This is a genomic window from Aquimarina rubra (assembly GCF_042684305.1).
GTDB lineage: Bacteria > Bacteroidota > Bacteroidia > Flavobacteriales > Flavobacteriaceae > Aquimarina > Aquimarina rubra.
Genome location: NZ_JBHULE010000004.1, coordinates 54,997 through 74,665, shown reverse-complemented (window position 1 = coordinate 74,665; position 19,669 = coordinate 54,997). Strand labels below are relative to the sequence as shown.

The 19,669-nt window shown below is 33.3% G+C and carries 24 protein-coding genes; 10 read left to right on the top strand and 14 right to left on the bottom strand.

What is annotated here, in order from left to right; translation table 11 throughout:
- Positions 1-2: 2 nt before the first annotated feature.
- Positions 3-395 (bottom strand): rhodanese-like domain-containing protein, encoded by a 393-nt coding sequence (locus ACFSR1_RS03900; RefSeq protein ID WP_378289837.1) that lies wholly within the window; start codon positions 393-395, stop codon positions 3-5.
- Positions 396-409: 14 nt separating this feature from the next.
- The gene (locus ACFSR1_RS03895; protein WP_378289835.1) at positions 410-715 is read right to left on the bottom strand and encodes an NIPSNAP family protein; all 306 of its coding nucleotides are present in this window, start codon (positions 713-715) and stop codon (positions 410-412) included.
- 133 nt (positions 716-848) lie between these two features.
- Here ACFSR1_RS03895 and ACFSR1_RS03890 point away from each other — a divergent pair, with 133 nt between their 5' ends.
- Together ACFSR1_RS03890 and ACFSR1_RS03885 are read left to right on the top strand one after the other, a co-directional pair.
- On the top strand, positions 849-1,736 hold the full coding sequence (locus ACFSR1_RS03890; protein ID WP_378289833.1) for a LysR family transcriptional regulator: 888 nt from the start codon (positions 849-851) through the stop codon (positions 1,734-1,736).
- An 11-nt stretch (positions 1,737-1,747) separates the two neighbouring features.
- Positions 1,748-2,212, top strand: a complete 465-nt coding sequence (locus ACFSR1_RS03885; protein ID WP_378289831.1) for a GNAT family N-acetyltransferase — start codon at positions 1,748-1,750, stop codon at positions 2,210-2,212.
- Between the two features lie 64 nt (positions 2,213-2,276).
- On the opposite strand, the gene trmD is transcribed toward ACFSR1_RS03885, so the two are convergent.
- The 4 genes from trmD to ACFSR1_RS03865 form a co-directional block, all read right to left on the bottom strand.
- Complete coding sequence (gene trmD / locus ACFSR1_RS03880; protein WP_378289829.1) at positions 2,277-2,960, bottom strand: tRNA (guanosine(37)-N1)-methyltransferase TrmD; 684 nt, start codon at positions 2,958-2,960, stop codon at positions 2,277-2,279.
- A gap of 61 nt (positions 2,961-3,021) precedes the next feature.
- Positions 3,022-3,651: a tRNA (guanine-N1)-methyltransferase gene (locus ACFSR1_RS03875; protein WP_378289827.1), complete on the bottom strand. Its 630-nt coding sequence runs from the start codon at positions 3,649-3,651 to the stop codon at positions 3,022-3,024.
- 411 nt (positions 3,652-4,062) lie between these two features.
- Entirely contained in the window at positions 4,063-5,511 is a 1,449-nt protein-coding gene (locus ACFSR1_RS03870) for a glyceraldehyde-3-phosphate dehydrogenase (protein ID WP_378289825.1), read from the bottom strand.
- Positions 5,512-5,646: 135 nt separating this feature from the next.
- A complete protein-coding gene (locus ACFSR1_RS03865) occupies positions 5,647-7,065 on the bottom strand; it encodes a trypsin-like peptidase domain-containing protein (RefSeq protein ID WP_378289824.1) in 1,419 nt (472 codons plus the stop codon).
- 166 nt (positions 7,066-7,231) lie between these two features.
- Here ACFSR1_RS03865 and dapF point away from each other — a divergent pair, with 166 nt between their 5' ends.
- From dapF to ACFSR1_RS03845, 4 genes are all read left to right on the top strand, one after another.
- On the top strand, positions 7,232-8,017 hold the full coding sequence (dapF, locus tag ACFSR1_RS03860) for a diaminopimelate epimerase (protein ID WP_378289822.1): 786 nt from the start codon (positions 7,232-7,234) through the stop codon (positions 8,015-8,017).
- Positions 8,011-8,538, top strand: coding sequence for a GNAT family N-acetyltransferase (locus ACFSR1_RS03855; protein ID WP_378289820.1), 528 nt, complete (start codon positions 8,011-8,013; stop codon positions 8,536-8,538). Before dapF ends, ACFSR1_RS03855 begins: the two co-directional genes overlap by 7 nt.
- Positions 8,528-9,571, top strand: coding sequence for an endolytic transglycosylase MltG (mltG, locus tag ACFSR1_RS03850; RefSeq protein WP_378289818.1), 1,044 nt, complete (start codon positions 8,528-8,530; stop codon positions 9,569-9,571). The genes ACFSR1_RS03855 and mltG overlap by 11 nt, the downstream gene beginning before the upstream one ends.
- Before the next feature lie 352 nt (positions 9,572-9,923).
- Positions 9,924-10,568 (top strand): peptidoglycan-binding protein LysM, encoded by a 645-nt coding sequence (locus ACFSR1_RS03845; protein ID WP_378289816.1) that lies wholly within the window; start codon positions 9,924-9,926, stop codon positions 10,566-10,568.
- An 11-nt stretch (positions 10,569-10,579) separates the two neighbouring features.
- Here the strand turns inward: ACFSR1_RS03845 and ACFSR1_RS03840 are convergent, their stop codons facing one another.
- From ACFSR1_RS03840 to dnaA, 3 genes are all read right to left on the bottom strand, one after another.
- On the bottom strand, positions 10,580-11,311 hold the full coding sequence (locus ACFSR1_RS03840; protein WP_378289814.1) for an SAM-dependent methyltransferase: 732 nt from the start codon (positions 11,309-11,311) through the stop codon (positions 10,580-10,582).
- Positions 11,312-11,513: 202 nt separating this feature from the next.
- Complete coding sequence (locus ACFSR1_RS03835; RefSeq protein WP_378289812.1) at positions 11,514-11,948, bottom strand: low molecular weight protein-tyrosine-phosphatase; 435 nt, start codon at positions 11,946-11,948, stop codon at positions 11,514-11,516.
- A 30-nt stretch (positions 11,949-11,978) separates the two neighbouring features.
- Positions 11,979-13,406 carry a chromosomal replication initiator protein DnaA gene (gene dnaA / locus ACFSR1_RS03830; RefSeq protein WP_280936656.1) on the bottom strand — a complete coding sequence of 476 codons (1,428 nt, stop codon included), beginning with the start codon at positions 13,404-13,406 and terminating at the stop codon, positions 11,979-11,981.
- A 192-nt stretch (positions 13,407-13,598) separates the two neighbouring features.
- Between dnaA and ACFSR1_RS03825 the strand changes: the two genes are divergently transcribed.
- Positions 13,599-14,012 carry an acyl-CoA thioesterase gene (locus ACFSR1_RS03825; protein WP_378289810.1) on the top strand — a complete coding sequence of 138 codons (414 nt, stop codon included), beginning with the start codon at positions 13,599-13,601 and terminating at the stop codon, positions 14,010-14,012.
- On the opposite strand, the gene ACFSR1_RS03820 is transcribed toward ACFSR1_RS03825, so the two are convergent.
- The 5 genes from ACFSR1_RS03820 to ACFSR1_RS03800 are packed head-to-tail and all read right to left on the bottom strand — an operon-like array spanning position 14,001 to position 17,606.
- Positions 14,001-14,615, bottom strand: a complete 615-nt coding sequence (locus tag ACFSR1_RS03820) for an IMPACT family protein (protein WP_378289808.1) — start codon at positions 14,613-14,615, stop codon at positions 14,001-14,003. The two genes, ACFSR1_RS03825 and ACFSR1_RS03820, sit on opposite strands and share 12 nt — an antisense overlap.
- Before the next feature lie 14 nt (positions 14,616-14,629).
- Positions 14,630-15,499 carry an EamA family transporter gene (locus ACFSR1_RS03815; RefSeq protein ID WP_378289806.1) on the bottom strand — a complete coding sequence of 290 codons (870 nt, stop codon included), beginning with the start codon at positions 15,497-15,499 and terminating at the stop codon, positions 14,630-14,632.
- The gene (locus ACFSR1_RS03810; protein WP_378289804.1) at positions 15,496-16,104 is read right to left on the bottom strand and encodes an HAD family hydrolase; all 609 of its coding nucleotides are present in this window, start codon (positions 16,102-16,104) and stop codon (positions 15,496-15,498) included. The genes ACFSR1_RS03815 and ACFSR1_RS03810 overlap by 4 nt, the downstream gene beginning before the upstream one ends.
- Positions 16,097-17,140, bottom strand: a complete 1,044-nt coding sequence (gene ribD, locus ACFSR1_RS03805; RefSeq protein ID WP_378289802.1) for a bifunctional diaminohydroxyphosphoribosylaminopyrimidine deaminase/5-amino-6-(5-phosphoribosylamino)uracil reductase RibD — start codon at positions 17,138-17,140, stop codon at positions 16,097-16,099. The genes ACFSR1_RS03810 and ribD overlap by 8 nt, the downstream gene beginning before the upstream one ends.
- A 1-nt stretch (position 17,141) precedes the next feature.
- Positions 17,142-17,606, bottom strand: coding sequence for a hypothetical protein (locus ACFSR1_RS03800; protein WP_378289800.1), 465 nt, complete (start codon positions 17,604-17,606; stop codon positions 17,142-17,144).
- A 94-nt stretch (positions 17,607-17,700) separates the two neighbouring features.
- Between ACFSR1_RS03800 and ACFSR1_RS03795 the strand changes: the two genes are divergently transcribed.
- Genes ACFSR1_RS03795 through ACFSR1_RS03785 form a run of 3 tightly spaced genes read left to right on the top strand, consistent with a single transcriptional unit; the run spans position 17,701 to position 19,648 of the window.
- Complete coding sequence (locus ACFSR1_RS03795) at positions 17,701-18,186, top strand: GNAT family N-acetyltransferase (RefSeq protein WP_378289798.1); 486 nt, start codon at positions 17,701-17,703, stop codon at positions 18,184-18,186.
- Positions 18,187-18,188: 2 nt separating this feature from the next.
- Positions 18,189-19,061, top strand: a complete 873-nt coding sequence (prmC, locus tag ACFSR1_RS03790) for a peptide chain release factor N(5)-glutamine methyltransferase (protein ID WP_378289796.1) — start codon at positions 18,189-18,191, stop codon at positions 19,059-19,061.
- A complete protein-coding gene (locus ACFSR1_RS03785; RefSeq protein WP_378289794.1) occupies positions 19,058-19,648 on the top strand; it encodes an LOG family protein in 591 nt (196 codons plus the stop codon). Before prmC ends, ACFSR1_RS03785 begins: the two co-directional genes overlap by 4 nt.
- Positions 19,649-19,669: the final 21 nt, after the last annotated feature.

The following is a 19,669-nucleotide window of genomic DNA, read 5'->3' as shown; positions in this document are numbered from 1 at the left end:
GCCTAGCAGGCACACTCAAACATAGAACCTGATGTTGCCTTGGTACCCTGCGTTGCGTAGCCGTCAAACTTCCACCATTCAATACCTCCTATTAATTCTTTGACCTTGAAACCAAGTTTTGCCATTTTAAGGGCTCCTTTGGTTGAGGCATTGCAACCAATACCATCACAGTAGCAAACGTAGATTTTAGACTTGTCTAAGTGAGCTGTGGTCTTTTCGTTCATTTCTCTGTGAGGCAAGTTGATAGCCGTGGGAATGTGTTCTTTTTTATATCCAAATGCCTGTCTGGTATCAACTGCTATTAAATTTTCACCCGCCTCAAATCCTGCATATAAATCTGAAGGATCCATTTCATGAGTTAATTTATTCTCGTAATGTTTAATTTGTTTATTCATAGTTTCTATGTTTTTTAATGTAAAACTGGTTTCAAAAAGCTTCTGATATAGCTTTTAATACACTTTGTCTTTTCGGCATATTTGTAAGCCTTTATGCAGTCAGCATCCGATCGGCTCTCCATTCGGTACTTTTCGTAAAGAGCTAGTGAAGGAAAACTAAACAGTGCATAAGCCTTGTTATTGGCTCCTTCGTGAGGCAAGAAATACCCGTGATGTTCTCCTCCAAATCTTTTGACTAACGGAATCCATATTCTTGCGTAAGCTTCAAATTCCTTTTTTTTTGAGACGTCAATTTTGTATTCTAAGTAGCAAGTAACCATTCAAGACTTTTTTTTATGAAATCAAATGTAAAACCAAAAAGACGCTCTTAAATGAATTTAATATGAAGGTTTTTAATGGGCTATATGAATTCTTTTCAGGATATGCTTTTAGGTAAAAATGTACCTTTGTTATATGGAAATTAAATACTTTAGACTAATTAAAACCATTGCCGAAGAGGGTAATATTGTCAACTCTTCAGAGAAGCTGTTTTTAACACAATCGGCATTAAGTCATCAATTACGCGTTATAGAAGAGCGTTTGGGTTTCAAGATTTTTAATCGATCAAGAAACAAATGGAAACTTAGCGAGGAGGGAGAAGAGTTGTATAAGTTGTCTATCGAAATCTTGAAGTCCATAGAATCAAGTTTTAATACGATAAAACAGTTAAAAGAGGTTGAGAAGGGCACGATAAAGTTGAGTACGGAATGCTCTACCTTTTATCAGGGAATTCCTAAGTTTATTCAAAAAATGGGACTGCTTTATCCCGAAATAGACATTGAATTAACTGATGCAACGCACCAGTCATTCACTAAATTATTATCAAAGGATATAGATATTGCAATAGTAACTTCTCCTTCAAATTCAAAAGAGTTACTTTCCATTAAATTTTATGAAGATGATGTGATGGCTTTGATGAGTAAGGAGCATAGGTTGGCTTCAAAGAACTTTATAGAAGCCTCTGATTTTTTGGATGAACATTTAATTATTCAATCTTTCCCACTTTCTACAGTTTCAGTTTATAAACATTTTTTGGAGCCAAATAGTATTGACCCAATAAAAATAACAGCTGGAATACATACTGAAATATGTCTTGAAATGATTGAAGCGAATATGGGCATTATGTGCTTACCAAAATGGGTATTAACTCCCTTTAAGATTCCAGAGAATGTTATCTTTAAACAAATTGGCGCTAACAGTCTCAAACGAGAACATTATCTTGTTTTACGTAAAACGGATCAAAACAAGAAGTATATAAATGACTTCATTACCAACTTTACAGAGGATTTTTCTCTTGATTAATATGATTGAATTTGAAAAACGCAGCGAAATTCCATATAAGAAAAGCTTTAGAAAACGATATCCCTTCAATTATTCGGCTTTGTGAGAAGCATGCAGCCTTTGAAAAGTCTGAGTATAGAAAAAAGGGAAAAGTGAAAAAGCTTTCAGAAGCAATCTTTAGCAACATTCCGAAGCTATTTTGTCTTGTTGTAGAAGTCAAAGGTGAACTGGTGGGTTATGCAACTTATATGAAGCAATATTCAACCTGGGATACCGAGGAATATATGTACATGGATTGTTTGTATCTGGAAGAATCATACAGAGGATCCGGTATCGGAGAGAAGATAATGGTCTCGATTGGTCAAGAATCAAAAAAATTAGGATGTAAGCTGATGCAATGGCAAACACCTAAGTTTAATGAAAGGGCAGCTAAGTTTTATCATAGAATTGGTGCAATTTCAAAAGAGAAATTGAGATTTTTTATGCAGAATGATTAGATTTTTATCAAAATTAATTGCACTATCCAAGAGCTCGTCTGCCTCTTTTTATTTGAAATTAGAACTAATCGTTTTCATCCAGCAAATCCGGTCTGCGCTCTTTGGTTCTTTGATATGCTTGTTCTTCTCGCCAGGCTTCAATTTTCGGAAAATTTCCGGAGGTGAGTACTTCTGGAACTTTCCAGCCTTTATAGTCAGCAGGTCTTGTGTAAATTGGAGGAGCTAATAAGTCATCCTGAAAAGAATCCGTAAGTGCTGAGGTCTCATTGCCTAATACACCGGGAATTAACCTGATAACGGCATCACATAGAATCAAAGCACCTAATTCTCCTCCTGAGAGGACATAATCTCCGACCGATATTTCTTTGGTGATAAAGTGATCTCTAACTCGTTGGTCAACACCTTTGTAATGTCCACACAGAATAATTAAATTGCCTTTTAGGGATAATTGATTTGCAATTCCTTGATTTAATGTTTCACCATCCGGAGTCATATAGATAACTTCGTCATAGAATCTTTCAGATTTCAATTTGGAGATACACTTGTCGATCGGTTCTACCATCATTACCATACCTGCGCCACCACCAAATTGGTAGTCGTCTACTTGCTTGTAGTTATCTGTAGTATAGTCTCTAAGATTATGTAAATGCACTTCTACAAGTCCTTTTTCTATAGATCGCTTCATAATAGAAGCTTCAAAAGGGCTTTTTAAAATATCCGGTACAACGGTAATTATGTCTATTCGCATCTTTATTTATTAAGATTTGCAAAGATGCAAAACAATACACTAAAAATCCAGAGAATTGGTATTACTTAGCTCCGGTTTTGCGTTGTTTATTGATTTCATCCTGAAGCTTACGCATTACTTTTTGCTCTCTTTCTAACGCTCTGCGTCTATGATCTTCAAACTCGGCTTCTGTTTCTGCTAAAGCTTTTTTGGCCTGAATAGTGACAGAATTACTGTTTTTGAACTTAAAAACAAAGAAAGCCAATAATGCTAGAAGTGCTCCAACAATCGTCCACATCATCGTTTTGTAGCTACCCTTGGTAAAGGACATTCCTAAAAAAGTCATATTGTCTTTTTCTTCAGTAACGGCAGAAAGGTCTTCATTTGTTTTAGCTAATGATCCCTCCAAATTTGATATAGAAGTAAGTTGTTCCGTAATTTTTTGGTTAGAACTATTTAATTTAGATTCTAGTGTTTTAATAGAATCTATCGTGTTTCTTTTCAGCTTATCCAACCAAACACGTTTAACAACCTTGTATTCTTGATATCTTCCGGATTTCTTAATCACTACATCAAATTGCGTTTCAATATTTTCTTGTTGTAACGCTTGTTCTGCTGTAAGATTCTGTTCTTGTGCCTGAGCCTGAGCCTGGATGGTTTCAAAGAAGGGGAATAGAGCTATTAAAACTAATAGGTACTTTGATAATTTCATGTGTGAATTTTAATTTTTTAATGGTTGATTAAAACCTTAGGATTAAATGAAACAAACTTCGTTATACTTGCTTAATGAAGTTACTCATTTATCAAAATGTTTCGTTCTTGTTTTACGTTAGTCTTTAATTAATTTTAACGATAATAAAGATACGATATTGTGAGTAATTTAAAAGATTTAATGAAGTTAAGATGTAATGGGTGTTCTCTACATTTTGAAATTAAAAGAGGAAGAGGAGCCCGTTTGCTATAAATATTTGTATATCTTTTTGTTATGTTTTCGATTAATCCATTTTTTTAAATTCTAAATTTTGTAAACTGCGTATTCGGATGTTTTGCAAATAGTGAAATTAAAAAAAGTCGTTATTTTACTATAACGACTTTTTAAAAATATCAAAAACATGAGTTTTCTCTAATAGTAAGTATAACGTCTTACTTTAGCTATATACTTGGATAATCTGATTACCTGATGGCTATATCCATATTCATTATCATACCAAACGTAAAGAACAGCATTGTTACCTTTACTGTCTACAATTGTTGCATTACTATCATATATAGATGGTGCTGATGAACCAACAATATCACTTGAAACTAATTCGTTGTCAAGAGAATACTTGATTTGCTCAACAAGATTTCCTTCTAAAGCATATTTTTTAATAATAGCATTCATACTTTCTTTAGAAGCTTTTTTATCTAAATTTAGATTTAGAATAGCTAAAGATCCATTAGGTACTGGTACTCTAATAGCGTTCGAGGTTAATTTTCCTTCGAAACTTGGTAATGCCTTAGAAACGGCTTTTCCTGCTCCTGTTTCGGTTATCACCATATTTAAAGCAGCAGCGCGACCTCTTCTGTATTTGCTGTGCATGTTATCAACTAAATTCTGATCGTTAGTATATGCGTGTATAGTTTCTAGGTGACCATTTTTAACTCCAAAGCTTTCATCTACAGCTTGTAAAATTGGAGTAATTGCATTGGTAGTACAGGATGCTGCAGAAAAGATATTTACTTTATCGGGATCATGTTCTTTGTGATTGACACCATGAACTATGTTAGGAACTCCTTTTCCTGGCGCAGTAAGCAAGACTTTATCAATTCCTTTGGCAATTAAATGTCTACTTAATGCTTCCTTGTCTCTAAATGCACCTGTGTTATCGATTAGTAAGGCGCTATGGATTCCGTAAGAAGTATAATCGATATCTTCAGGATTATTGGCGCTAATTATTTTTACTGTAGTTCCGTTTATGATTAGAGAACTGTTTGCAATATCAGTTTCTACCAAACCGGCAAATTCTCCGTGAACAGAATCGTTTCTTAATAATGAAGCTCTTTTTTCTAAAATTTCCTCTGTGATAGATCCTCTGGTTACAATAGCTCTTAATCTTAATTGACTTCCTTTTCCGGTAATAGTCATGAGCTCTCTAGCTACTAAACGACCAATACGTCCAAAACCATAAAGAACAACATCCTTAGGAGAAATGTTCTTAAACTTCTTAGCATCCTTTAGTTTGTTCATTACAAAACTAGTTGCCGAATCAAATTCATTACCGGCAAGGTGATACTCATAGGTAAGTTTACCAATGTCCAATTTGGCAGGAGGTAAATCCATTAATTTAATGGCTTGTGCAATTTCTACAGAGTCAAAAATTGAAATTGGTTTTTGAACAAATTCACCGGCGTACTCGTGTAAATTTAGAATTTCACTTACATTTTTATCAATTAACTGGTTACGAAACAGTACTAATTCTATAGAATTATCATACCATAAATCACTTACAGTTTTAATAAATGCCACCGTAGCACGGCGTCTGTCTGCCTGAAAGGCAAGTTCTTTCTCATAAACTTCGTTAGAACTCATAATGTGTTGTGTTTTACAATCTTGAAATTTCGCGCAAAAGTATGAATTTCAAACGTTTTCGTAAAGTTTTTTCAATAAAAAAATCCCATTGCTTTTTGTGAGCAATGGGATCATTGATTTTATAGGGTTTTATGTCTAATTTTGGAAAACAAATTCACGCTTTTCTCCATCTCTATCTATTAAACTGATAGTAATATCTTCTTCTGGATATTTACTTTCTATAATTTGTTTTACCTGTAAAACATTCTTTACTTTTTTTCCGTCAATTTCACTTATAATAAGTCCTTCTAGATTGTAGCGTTGCATTCTAGGACTTAAGGCTTTGCTGATAACAACACCGTGGTCTAAGTTAAACTTCTTTAATACTTCCTTAGCTGGATTTGCTACTTCTACACCTACATCCTCTATATTATATCGCTGTATGATATATTTAGATAATGTAACTGGTAGATTCAACTCTCTTTCCTTTCGTAAGATTTTTACATTAATTATGTCATTTGGACTTTTGCTATTTACATAACCTGTTAAATCAGCAAATTTACGTATTGGTAATCCATCTATTTCTCTTATTACATCCCCTTCTTTTAGTCCTGCTTTTTTTGCTCCACTATCTTCTTCTACACTTGCAATCAAGACACCTTGAGATACTGATATTCCATATTCCTGCATCGCCTTTGGATTAATGGTTCCTCCTCTAATACCTAGTATACCTTTTTGTACGTCACCGAATTCTAGAATATCTTCTACTATTTTACGGGCGTTGTTTGATGGTACTGCAAAGGCATATCCAACGTAGCTGCCAGTCTGCGAAGTGATTGCAGTATTAATTCCTATCAGCTCTCCGTTGATATTTACCAAAGCTCCACCGCTGTTTCCTGGATTGATAGCTGCATCTGTTTGTATAAAGGATTGTACATTTCCATCATATTCATTCAAATCTCTTGATTTAGCACTAATGATTCCCGCTGTTACCGTAGAAGTTAAGTTAAAAGGATTACCTACAGCCAACACCCATTCTCCTATTTTGGCAGTATTAGAGTCACCAAAAGGTATGTAGGTTAGTTTTTCATCAGTTTCTATTTTAATCAATGCTATGTCTGATTGCGGAGCAGTTCCTACCACCTCTGCTTTGTACGATTTATTATTATTTAAGGTGACTTCTAAATCTGTGGCGCCATCTATTACATGATTATTAGTTACGATATAACCATCTTCTGTTATAATTACACCAGATCCAGCACCTTGAATTCTTCTTTCCGTAGTCCCTCCATTTCTAAAATATTCCATTAAATTTCTGGGAGTCTTTGTGATTCCGTACTGTTTCACGTGTACTACAGCATTTACAGTTTTTTCTGCTGCAATAGTAAAATCGGTATTGGTATTTACAGTGTTTAAATTCGTAGTGCTATATGCCGCCGGAATTATACTTGTTTGTGGTGTTGATTCATTTTTGGTGATAACAACAGCATCAGGTTCTAAAAATGCCTTATACATTCCTAATGTCATTGCACCTGCTAAAATAGCGACAACCAATAAGCTCAAAAATCTTTTCATCTTCTTTTCTTTTTTCGTTTAATTTGACTAGTACTATATTATAGACTCTTTACAACTACTAAAATTACAATTATAGTATGTTTTTTTTTGATATTTAACGCACCATTAACAACGACAACATGATAACTTTCTTTGTACCTTTGCTCTTCGATAATTGAAAAAAACAATGAATCTTACTTTTTACAAATACCAAGGTACCGGTAATGATTTTGTGATCATTGATAATAGACAGGCAGTGTTATCCAAAAATAATACCAAATTATTTGCAAGACTTTGTGACAGGAAATTCGGTATTGGTGCAGACGGTTTAATGTTATTAGAGCTCCCTCAAAACGAAGAGGATGATTTTACGATGGTGTATTTCAATTCAGATGGAAATGAAAGTTCTATGTGTGGTAACGGAGGAAGATGTCTTGTGGCTTTTGCGGCGTTTCTGGGAGTTATTAGAGATAAAGCGACCTTTACGGCGATTGACGGCAAGCATAAAGCCGAAATTAAAGATGGTCTTGTTTATTTACAAATGCAGAATGTTTCAGAGATAGAAAAGTATGATTCGCATCTGTTTTTGGATACAGGTTCTCCACATCATGTAACTATGGTTGATGATTTGATTCATTATGATGTGACAAATATCGGAAGGAAAATTAGAAATGGAGCGCCGTATTTCGAAACAGGAAGCAATGTTAATTTTGTCGAGAAAAAAGGTGAAGGTTTATTTGCAGTTCGTACATATGAAAGAGGTGTTGAAGATGAAACTCTATCATGTGGAACAGGTGTCACCGCAGTGGCATTATCCATGTACACTACAAAAATGACCAATAAAGAGGAAGTTAGCATAAAAACTCCAGGAGGTGAATTAAGGGTCACTTTTAAGGAAACCAAAAACGGATATGAAGATATATTCCTTATTGGGCCTGCAGAACAAGTGTTTAAAGGTGAAATTATATGTTAACTCTTAAAGGTGAACATATTTATTTGCGTGCTCTGGAGCCCGAAGACTTAGATTTTATTTATCTGATAGAAAATGATGAAAGAATCTGGGAAATGAGCACTACACAAACACCATATTCAAGATTTTTGATTAAGCAATATCTAGAGAATGCACATCAGGATATTTATGATGTTAAACAATTACGTCTTGTAATCTGTTCCTATGATGATGCCACATTGGGACTTATAGATTTGTTTGATTTTAACCCAACCCATAATAGAGTAGGAGTGGGGATTCTCATTGCAGAAAAAGAACATCGAGGTAAAGGGTATGGAAAAGAAGCATTATCTCTTGTTAAAAATTATGGTAGAACACATCTTCGCTTACATCAATTGTATGCTAATATAGCATTCGATAATACAGCTAGTATTAAATTATTTGAAAAAGAAGGGTTTAAAAAAATAGGAATAAAAAAAGAATGGAATCTTGTAGACGGTAAATACAAGGACGAACTATTATATCAACTTATCTATGTACATTAAAAGAATTTTATTGATTATAGCCTTGATAGGTTTAATTGCGGGAGGATTGTTTGCTTATTATGTATATCAAGCAGTTTTTTCTCCAAATACAAATTTTGAAACAGAGACTGCTACAGTTTATATACCTTCGGGAACCACATACCCAGAATTAAGAAAGATTATACATCCTTTATTAAAAAATCCGTCAAACTTTGATAAAATAGCTAATAAGAAAGGGTATACAAATAAGGTAAAAGCTGGGAGGTATATCCTTAAAAAGGGTTTAAATAATAATGAGCTTGTTGACCTTTTGAGAAGTAAAAATACACCAATTCAACTCAGTTTTAATAATCAAGAAAGATTAGAGAATCTTGCAGGTAGGATTGCTCAACAAATAGAAGCGGACAGTTTGTCATTAATACAGGCATTTAAGGAGGAATCTTTTATTAATGAAAATGGTTTTACGATTGACAATGCTTTGGCAATGTATGTTCCTAATAAGTACGAGTTTTTCTGGAATACATCTGCAGAACAATTTAGAGCACGCATGTTAAAAGAATATAAACGTTTCTGGAGCGATAATAGAAAAGAAAAAGCAAAGAGTATTGGCTTAACTCCTGTACAAGTTACTACGGTTGCTTCTATCGTCCAAAAAGAGACGGCAAAGGTGGATGAGCGCCCTAGAGTTGCTGGAGTATATATGAATCGATATAAAAACGGATGGAAGTTAGATGCCGATCCAACAGTTATTTTTGCAATCAAAAAACATAGAAATGATTGGGATGTGGTAATAAAGAGAGTTTTATATAAGGATCTTGAGCTTGATAGTCCCTACAATACTTATAAGTATAATAGCTTACCTCCTGGGCCTATAACCATGCCCGATATTTCATCTATCGATGCGGTTCTTAATTATGAAAAGCACGATTACTATTTCTTTGTGGCTAATGTAGAGAACTTTGGGTATCACAAATTTGCCAAAACGATGGCCCAACATAACAGGAACAAAAAACAGTACGTAAATTGGATTAATAAACAAGGAGTAAAACGATAGTAATTACTTTGAATTTTGTAGGAAAAAAATGGTTAGTTTTTCTAACTATTTGTGAAAATGTCATTAATTTATTAACAAAATCGTTTGAAACTTTGTGAATTACGCTACACTTGCTCTCTTTATTTTTTATCGACTAAAACCATTGATTTGACGTTCAACTACACGTTTTAATACTTTTTATGCCTGTTTTTATGATTTTTTAACGTTTATTTTTATGTAAGTGTCTGTTTTTCAGCATTATAATTAATTTAACATATGGTTATTATTACTTCAAAATAAAGTTGTATATTTGCACCGCAAAAATTTAAGTAGTGGGGAACGTCTTTTTGATGTCTACTTAGAAATTTTTAATATGATAAAAAGGATAATTGGACTTTTTGTAATTCTTACAATCGGGGGGATCTTGTTAGTAAGTTTTACACCAAAAAAGCGCACAGATTTAAGCTCGTATAGTACTGAAGGTTTAGATCTTTATTACATCGCTCCTAACTTTAATGAGATAGAAGACGATCTTCCTGATTATTTTATCTATCCAGAACTTGGTAAATCTTACGTTGGATTTAAAGAAGCTGTTGCTTTTAAGGAATCAAGAGGGGATTATGGAGTTGTAAATCAGTTTGGGTATTTAGGAAAATATCAATTTGGTATGAGTACTTTGGCAATGATCGGAATAAAGAACAGAAATAAGTTTCTTAATAGTCCCGAATTGCAAGAAAAAGCTTTTTACGCTAATCTTTCCAGAAATAAATGGATTTTGAGAAGAGATCTTAAATGGTTTGTTGGAAAGCGTATGAACGGTGTTGTTGTTACCGAATCAGGTGTATTGGCTGCTGCTCATCTTGCCGGACCAGGTGCAGTTAAAAAATATTTACGTAGTGGTGGAGTAGATGGATTTGCAGATGCTTTTGGTACAACTGTTAGATACTACATGAAACGATTTGCTGGGTTCGATACTTCATTTGTAAAACCTAATAGAAAAGCAAAAGCTCAATTCTAATTTTCTTTACTTCAATAATCGCGTTGAATAATAAAGATTGTTGGTTTTTTGTGTAGTTCAATTTCTTCGTTTTTCCATTCTTCTATTGTCTTAGTAGCAATGTACTCTGTAGTTAGGGTAATATCACTAGCGACGCATAAACGTGTAGAAGGGTTTAAAATAGAAGTAAGATCCGCAAGCATTTTGTCATTTCTGTAAGGAGTTTCAATAAAGATCTGTGCCTGATTTTTCTCTAAAGAGTTTTTTTCTAAGGATTTTATTGTAGATTTCCTCTCTCCTTTATCGATAGGAAGATACCCATTAAAACAAAAATTCTGCCCATTCATTCCACTACTCATCATGGCAAGAAATATGGATGACGGCCCTACAAGAGGTGTTACCTGGATTCCTTTTTCGTGAGCTAATCGAACTACTTCGGCACCCGGATCTGCAATTCCCGGACATCCCGCATCAGAAAGCAGTCCTATAGATTCTCCATTAAGACATGGAGCTAGGTAATTGGGTATTTCTGAAGCATCGGTGTATTTATTAACAGAATGGATAATAAGTGAGCGTTGAGATTTGCTTGGACTTACTTTTTTTATAAATCTTCTTGCAGGTTTTTCATTTTCGACTATATAATGATTTACCTGCTCCAAAACTTTTTTTATAGATATGGGTAATACTTCCAGAGGTACATCATCGCCCAATCTGGTTGGTATTAGATATAGTTTTCCTTTTGGATCTAGGGGTTTGGATTCCATAGTTTACTTGATAACTGGTTTAGGGTTAAGTCTATTAGGATTTGATGTTATAATCTTATTGATTTTAGTTTCTGATTGCTTATCTATATGATTTGATAAGTAAGAGTAAAAAATTAAAGTTCTTTTCACGGGGTATTATATTTAAGCAAGGTTAATTGTTACTAAATATACAAAAACTTTGTTTTTTATGGGGAATCTCTATTTATAGCTTTTGTACTAAGTGGTCACAGGCTTTATTAAGCATTTCATAAACATCTTCAAAACCTTGTTCTCCACCATAATAAGGATCTGGAACATCTAAGTCTTGATTAGGGTATAGTTCGTTTAAAATAAGACGTACTTTTTCTTTTTCTTTTTCGCTACGAGCAAGCTTGATGATATCATAGTAATTAGCTTTATCCATGGGATAAATAAAATCATAAGTATCAAAATCACTTATTTTAAACTGAGCAGCTCTTTGGTTAGAGATATCTATTCCATATTTTTTAGCTGTTTCTATAGATCTCCTGTCTGGTTTTTCACCTATATGGTAGCTACTAGTTCCACAAGAATCTACTTGAAACTTCTTAGAGTCAAGCTTAGACATTAAAATACCTTCTGCTAATGGTGACCTGCAGATATTTCCGAGGCAAACCATTAAAATTTTAATTTTCATCTAAATTAAGAATTAGAGGGTAAGTTTTTTTCCTAGATCTTCTACATACTTTCTAAATTGTTTGTCGGTAGAGGATAGGTTGTCTACAGTTTTGCAAGCATGAAGTACAGTTGCGTGATCTCTTTTTCCTATTTGGGTGCCAATGCTTGCCAATGAAGCTTTGGTTAATTTCTTTGCAAAAAACATGGCCAATTGACGTGCTTGTACAATATGGCGTTTACGAGTTTTGGATTGAAGAGTTTCTACATCCATTTGGAAATAATCACTAACTACTTTTTGGATATAGTCAATAGATACTTCTCGTTTTGTGTTTTTAACGTAATTATCTACAATTGCTTTAGCAAGATCAATTGTAATGTCTTTTTTGTTGAAAGAAGAGTGTGCGATTAACGAAATAATAGCACCTTCTAATTCACGAATATTCGTTTTGATGTTGTTTGCTAAAAACTCTACAATGTCTTCTGGCATTTCTACGCCATCACGATATAGTTTGTTTTTTATGATAGATATTCTGGTTTCAAAGTCCGGTTGATGTAATTCTGCAGACAATCCCCATTTAAAACGAGAAAGTAATCGTTGTTCTATATCCTGCATATCTACAGGGGCCTTATCACTGGTAAGGATTACTTGTTTTCCGTTTTGATGTAAATGGTTAAATATGTGGAAGAAAACATCTTGCGTTCCAGCTTTTCCGGATAGTAACTGAATATCATCAACTATCAATACATCAATAATTTGATAGAAATGTATAAAGTCGTTTCTGTTATTCTTTTTTACCGATTCTATGTATTGCTGAGTAAATTTTTCGGCAGAAATATATAATACCGTTTTCTCTGGGTAATTATCTTTTATATTAACACCAATAGCGTGTGCAAGATGGGTTTTTCCTAATCCTACACCACCAAATATTAGTAATGGATTAAAAGAAGTTCCTCCTGGTTTATTAGCGACAGCCATCCCTGCAGATCGAGCTAATCTATTAGAATCTCCTTCTAAGAAGTTTTCAAAATTATAACTCGGATTTAGCTGAGATTCTATTTTTACATTTCTAATCCCTGGAATTACAAATGGATTTTTAAGTTCAGGATTTTTACTTTTGATAGGTACATCAACTTCCTGAGAACTAACTGCGGTTCTGTTAGAACTTGGTATTTTCTCGGTAAATGGTTTTTTATTACCATATGTATTTTCCATCTTAATGATATAAACCAACTTAGCAGTTTCGCCTAACTCTCTGGTTAAAGATACTTTTAGAAGGTTAACATAATGTTCTTCTAGCCATTCGTAGAAAAATTTACTAGGTACTTGAATACTTAAAGCGCTATCTGTAAGCTTTACAGCTTTAATAGGTTCAAACCAGGTTTTAAAAGCTTGAGGGGTAATGTTATCTTCTATAAAAGACAGGCAATTATCCCAAACTGATTGCGCAGTTATATTCATTAGAGTGGTTAGATTACTTTTTTATGGTTATTAACGGAAAATTGTTGAAAAAGTTCCTTCTTTTTTTGCTTGACAAATATGTGAACAAAAAATGTAAAAAAAAAACGATTTTGGGGTTGAATTTTAATTATTTTTTTCGCATACTTTATTAAATGTAATTTTGCATTCTTTATCTTTTTTATAGTCCAATACATGTCAATTACTTCTGAAACTTCGTTAAAAGTTAGATATTCTGAAACCGATCAAATGGGAGTCGTACATCACGGCAATTATGCGCAATATTTGGAGTTAGCCCGAATTGACTGGTTGTCACGATTAGGTGTTTCTTATAAATCTATGGAGGAAAGCGGTGTTATGCTTCCTGTGTTTACAATAGATTTTAAATTTAAGAAATCTGCTTTCTTTGACGATGAATTAACTGTTAAAACTTTGCTTAAGAAAATTCCTACAGCAAGAATCGTTTTTGACTACAAAATATATAATCAAAATCAGGATTTATTAACAATTGCTTCAACAACCTTAGTGTTTGTTGATACTAAAACAAGAAAACCGATTTTATGTCCAACATATTTATTAGAAATAATAGAAAAAGAATTAATTCTCTAATCGTTTAATGTCTACTTCGTACAACGCAGAGAAAAGATTATTTATTTCATTGGCTATCTTTTTTCTTGCAGAAATGAATAATTTACAGTCTAATTCTAATTTTTGATCTACAATCGTTAATTGTTTCTCTTTAATGATTCGCATCACTTTATTCATGTTTTTATATTGAAAAGTGATGCAAAAATTGATATCAATGGTTTTTTCTGTGATGTTAGAAGATTCCAGCGCTAATTGTGCTGTTGTCTTATACGCATTAATTAATCCTCCAACACCAAGCTTAACTCCACCAAAATAGCGAACGACCACTACAAGGATATTTGTTACCTGAAAAGATTGGATCTGTCCATAAATGGGCTGACCGGCAGAATTAGAGGGTTCACCATCATCATTACTGCGATACCTTATATTTTCTGTTCCCAGCTGCCAGGCATAGCACCAATGCCTGGCGGAATGATGCTGTTTTTTTAAGGAATCAATAATCTCTTTTACTCCTTCTTCTGAAGTAATGGGAAAAGTATACCCAAAAAACTTACTGTTTTTATCTTTAAATAGGACTTCTTTGCCCGGTTGATCAATAGTGTTGTATGTATCTATTATGTTCAATTTTTTTTTTGTTATTAAATAGAAAAAGTAACCAGTAAGATACTTATTATCGCCAGTATAATTCCTATCCAGTTTTTTAGAATCAGTTTTTCTTTAAAAAAAAGAATACTTGCAAAGGTGGAAACTAATAATATGGCAACGTTATTTATGATAAACACCGTAGAGCTATCCAAGTGATCATTTCTCAATGCCTGAATTAAAAAGTAAATAGAGAAATAATTAGGAATTCCAAGACAAATTCCTGCAATAATATTTTTAATTGTAATTCTCAATGCTCCTTTGATGGCTGTGTAAACTAATGTAAATATCCCAAAAACAGCGGCAAAGCCAAAAATTGTAGCAGAAAAAATCGGAATATCCATTTTTGCAACATAATTGGTTTCCATGAATTTTAGACTTGTGTCAATAATTCCACTTCCTATAAACACCAATAATGGATAAATCAAATTTTCTTTTTTTATTGAAATTCCCCCAGCGGTTTTTATAGAAGTCATATATACAGCTATTAAAGCCATAAAGATGCCTACCATTTTTAAAGATCCCGTACTTTCTTTGTATACAATGATTCCAAACACAACGGGGATGGCAACACTCATTTTGGTAGCCACTGCCGCTACCGATATACCATTTTTTTGTGTAGTGATTGCCATTAGATTAAAAATGAGTATAAAGATAAAACCTAAGACTATTGTACCGTAAAACCAGTTAAACTTCGTAATATCCGAAATTTCTAGAGGTTCGGTATACGCAACGAAACCAGAAATAGCTGCAACTACATAATTAAAGATTATGGCTTGCTTAGTATCGACATTGTATTTGGCAAATAACTTGAAAGTAATTAAGATCCAACTTGAGGCTAATATGCTTAATAACAGGTATATCAAAATAAATTCGATTTTATGGTAAATAAGTCGGTAATATCTTCAGTTATTGGATTGTTGTTCCAGATATGGATACCTAATTTTTTTGCAGTATTGGTATTGGCTGTGGTATCATCAATAAAAAGCGTCTCTGAAGGTTTTAAATTGTGGGTTTGCAAGACAAATTGGAAAATATCTTCATTAGGTTTTCTGAGGTGGATTTCATGTGAAAGATAAAACGCATCGAAACAGGATTTGAAATCCGAATAAAATGAGATATGCTCCTTAATCCAATTGATATGTAATTCATTAGTATTACTTAATAAAATTAGTTGGTATGTGTTGCTACTCGCTAATTTTTGAATGAATTCTAAGCGATGCTTCGGAAAATCCTTAAGAATAGCATTCCAGGCATCTATTAATTGTTTTTCAGAAGTGTTTGGTAATAGCTTTCGATAATAATTTATAAACTCCAAAGTGCTAATTTCTCCAGTTTCATAAGATTCGTTAATGATTTCTGAATCTTTGTCTAATGAATCTATACCAAGTTTAGAGAGTTCTTTTAGGGTAGCTCGTTTATCAAGGTTGATGAATACATCTCCAAAATCAAAAATAATAGTTCTAATCATTCTTGTATATTCTTAACGTATCTTCCATAATTTTTTCTTCAGAAATAAGATTCGCATTTAATATTGGGGCTTTAACTCCACTCTTGAAATTGTTCGAGCCAATAAATACACGTGCTTCATCCCAAAGATTAGCATCGATAAAAGATTGAATTGTATAGCTGCCGCCTTCAATAATTACAGATTGGATTTCATGTTTAAAAAGAATATTACATACCTCTTCAACTATATGTGTTTTTGAATTCATAGTTTCGTATCGTAAAGTATTGCTATTTTGCTTTCCATTGGCATTCGTTGTAATAACTATCGTTTTTGCAGCTTCATCCAAAATTGCAGAACCTTTAGGGGTTTTATTAGATAAATCTATGATAATTCTAATCGGATTGTCACCATACCAATTTCTGATGGTAAGTTTTGGATTGTCTGCTATAACGGTTTTATTTCCGACCAAAATTGCTTGCTCTTCGGCACGCCATTTATGAACTAATTGTCTGGAATATGGATTTGTAATCCATACGGGTGCTCTTTCTCTGGTTTTCTCAGGAGCGATAAATCCATCCAATGTTTGAGCCCATTTTAAAATGACATAAGGCCTTTTTTTATTATGAAAAGTAAAGAATCGTCTGTGGTGTTTTTGGCATTCGTTTTCCAAAACACCTACGGTGACTTTACATCCTGCACTTTTAAGTTTTTCGATACCTTTTCCTGCAACTTTACTATGGGTGTCTATTGTGCCTATAACCACATTTGGTATGTTGTGTTTTATGATAAGATCACTACAAGGAGGTGTTTTTCCAAAATGAGAACAGGGCTCTAAAGTAACATATAGGGTGGCTTCTTTTAGTAGTGATTTATCTTTGACAGCATTGATGGCGTTTACTTCTGCGTGATTACCACCATAAGCACTGGTATAACCTTCGCCAATAATTGCTTGTTTATGCACAATAACGCTACCAACCATCGGGTTAGGTCTAGCGCTGCCTAATGCGTTTTTTGCAATCTGTATACAACGTTTTATGTATTTCTCGTGTACACTCACTTTAATATTTTAAGGATATTTTTTGTTCTTTATCAATTTTATAAGGGTAAGAAAAACTTCCAAAACGATATCTTATGTTGCCTTTGTAGTGAATCAGGAGAGAATCGGTTTGTACCATTTTTAATACGCTACCCAAAAGATTATTTTTATTCTCTTCGTAAATTTTTGATAAGGAAAAGGTACCTTTTAGTGGAATCGTAAATTCTCTTTTTGAAGGAACATCAAATTCTTGAGAAGATATGGTGCCGACATCAATGTTATCAACAAAAACATGAATATCTTCTACAGATAGTGTTCCGTTTAGGTTATTTGGATTGTTAAATACAGCATCAGCTTGTATTGTTACATTGCGCATACTGACATTTTTAACATCAATATTAGCAACGTATTTAAACTCTGGTTTTTTAGATAAAGAACAGCTCGTTATCACTGCGAATATTGTTGATAATAAAAAAAGTTTCTTCATTGATTACTGTATAGATTTAATGTATATTTCATCTGATTAAAAAGATAAGATATCATCAGTATTTTAGATTAACAAAAGTAGTGTTTATATTATAATGAGTACCATAAAAATTCGTTCTGTTGCTCCAGAAGACAATAAGGCATTAGCACAAGTGATTAGGGATGTTTTAATAGAAATGGGGGTTCCTAAAGTAGGAACTGCATATGAAGATGAAGCGTTGGATATGATGTATGAAACCTATGATGCTCCCAGAAAAGAATATTATGTTGTAGAGGATAATGGAAAGATCATTGGTGGAGCTGGTATTGCTCAATTAGAAAAAGAAAGTTCAGAAATATGCGAGCTTCAAAAGATGTATTTTCTTCCAGAAGCTAGAGGAAAAGGACTTGGTTCTAAAATGATGAGTAAGTGCCTTAATTTTGCCAAAGAACAGGGCTTTTCTAAATGCTATCTGGAAACTATGCCTTATATGAAAGATGCTAGAAAGTTATACGCCAAAGTGGGGTTTACCTCTTTGGATGCACCAATGGGTGATACAGGACACTATAGTTGCCAAGCGTGGATGATAAAAGAATTGTAGGTTTGAAAATTAAAGACCTTAGAATAAATTTTAAAGATTCTTTGTCAGAATTGTATGAATCAGAAGAAATTCTTTCTTTTTTTTATATACTTTCTGAAAAAATTCTTGGATTGAAACGTGTTGATGTCGCTATGTCCATGGATGTTGTTATTACCAATGATCAATTACTTCATTTTATTAATGCCAAAAATCGATTAATAAATCAAGATCCGATTCAATATATCATAGGAGATACAGAGTTTTATGGGCTTTATTTTAAAGTTGATCAAAATGTGCTGATACCTAGACCAGAAACTGAAGAATTGGTAGATTGGATTATAAAAGATTATGAGCATAAAAAGGGAGAGCGAAAACTAAAAATTTTAGATATTGGGACGGGTAGTGGATGTATTGCTGTTTCCCTGGCTAAAAATCTGCCAGAAGCAGCTGTATCTGCAATAGACATTTCTGAAGAAGCTCTTGAAATTGCAATGGAAAATGCTCAATATAATGACGTTAAAGTCAATTTTATACAAACAAACATACTTGAGTTAGATTTTTTAGAAGAGCGTTTTGATATCATAGTTTCCAATCCTCCATATGTTAGAGAACTCGAGAAACAAGAGATAAAACCCAATGTGCTGGACAATGAGCCACATCTGGCACTTTTTGTATCAGATAATGATCCATTGATTTTTTACAAAAAGATAACCGAACTAGCTAAGCAAAGTCTTACTGCTCAAGGTTTGTTGTATTTTGAAATTAATCAATACCTTGGAAAAGAAACTAAGAAAATGATCGAAAAACAAGGGTTCGAATCTGTAATAGTTCGTAAAGATTTATACGATAATGACCGTATGATAAGAGCCAGTTTAATTAAAAAAAATGACTTATGAATAACTTAACTTCTGTTTGTGTTTTTTGTGGAAGCAGTGAAGGAAATGATATAAAGGTAATTGATGAAGTATTGCTTTTAGGAGAAAAATTAGCTGAGCAAGGTATTACACTGGTATATGGTGCTGCAAAAATAGGTGTAATGGGTAAAGTAGCAGAAGGAGCACTAACCCATAAAGGAAAAGTTATAGGAGTGATCCCCGATTTTCTAAAGTTAAAAGAAGTAGTTCATTTGGGACTTACAGAACTGGTTACTACAGATAATATGCACGAACGCAAAATGAAAATGCACGAACTTAGTGATGGGTTTATTACATTGCCAGGAGGTTTTGGGACGCTAGAGGAGTTGTTCGAGATTATTACTTGGTCGCAATTAGGACTACATCAAAAGCCCATTGGTTTACTAAATATTAATGGATTTTATGATCATTTACTACAGCTTTTAGAAACTATGGTGCGTAATGGCTTTCTTAAAATGGATAACTATGAGTTATTATTGGTTGATGACAATATAGATCGTTTGTTAGAGAAGATGAAAGAATTTAAACCAACTCAAGTCCCTAAGTGGTTAAAATCAGATAGAACGTAAATAAAAGAACAATAAAATAAA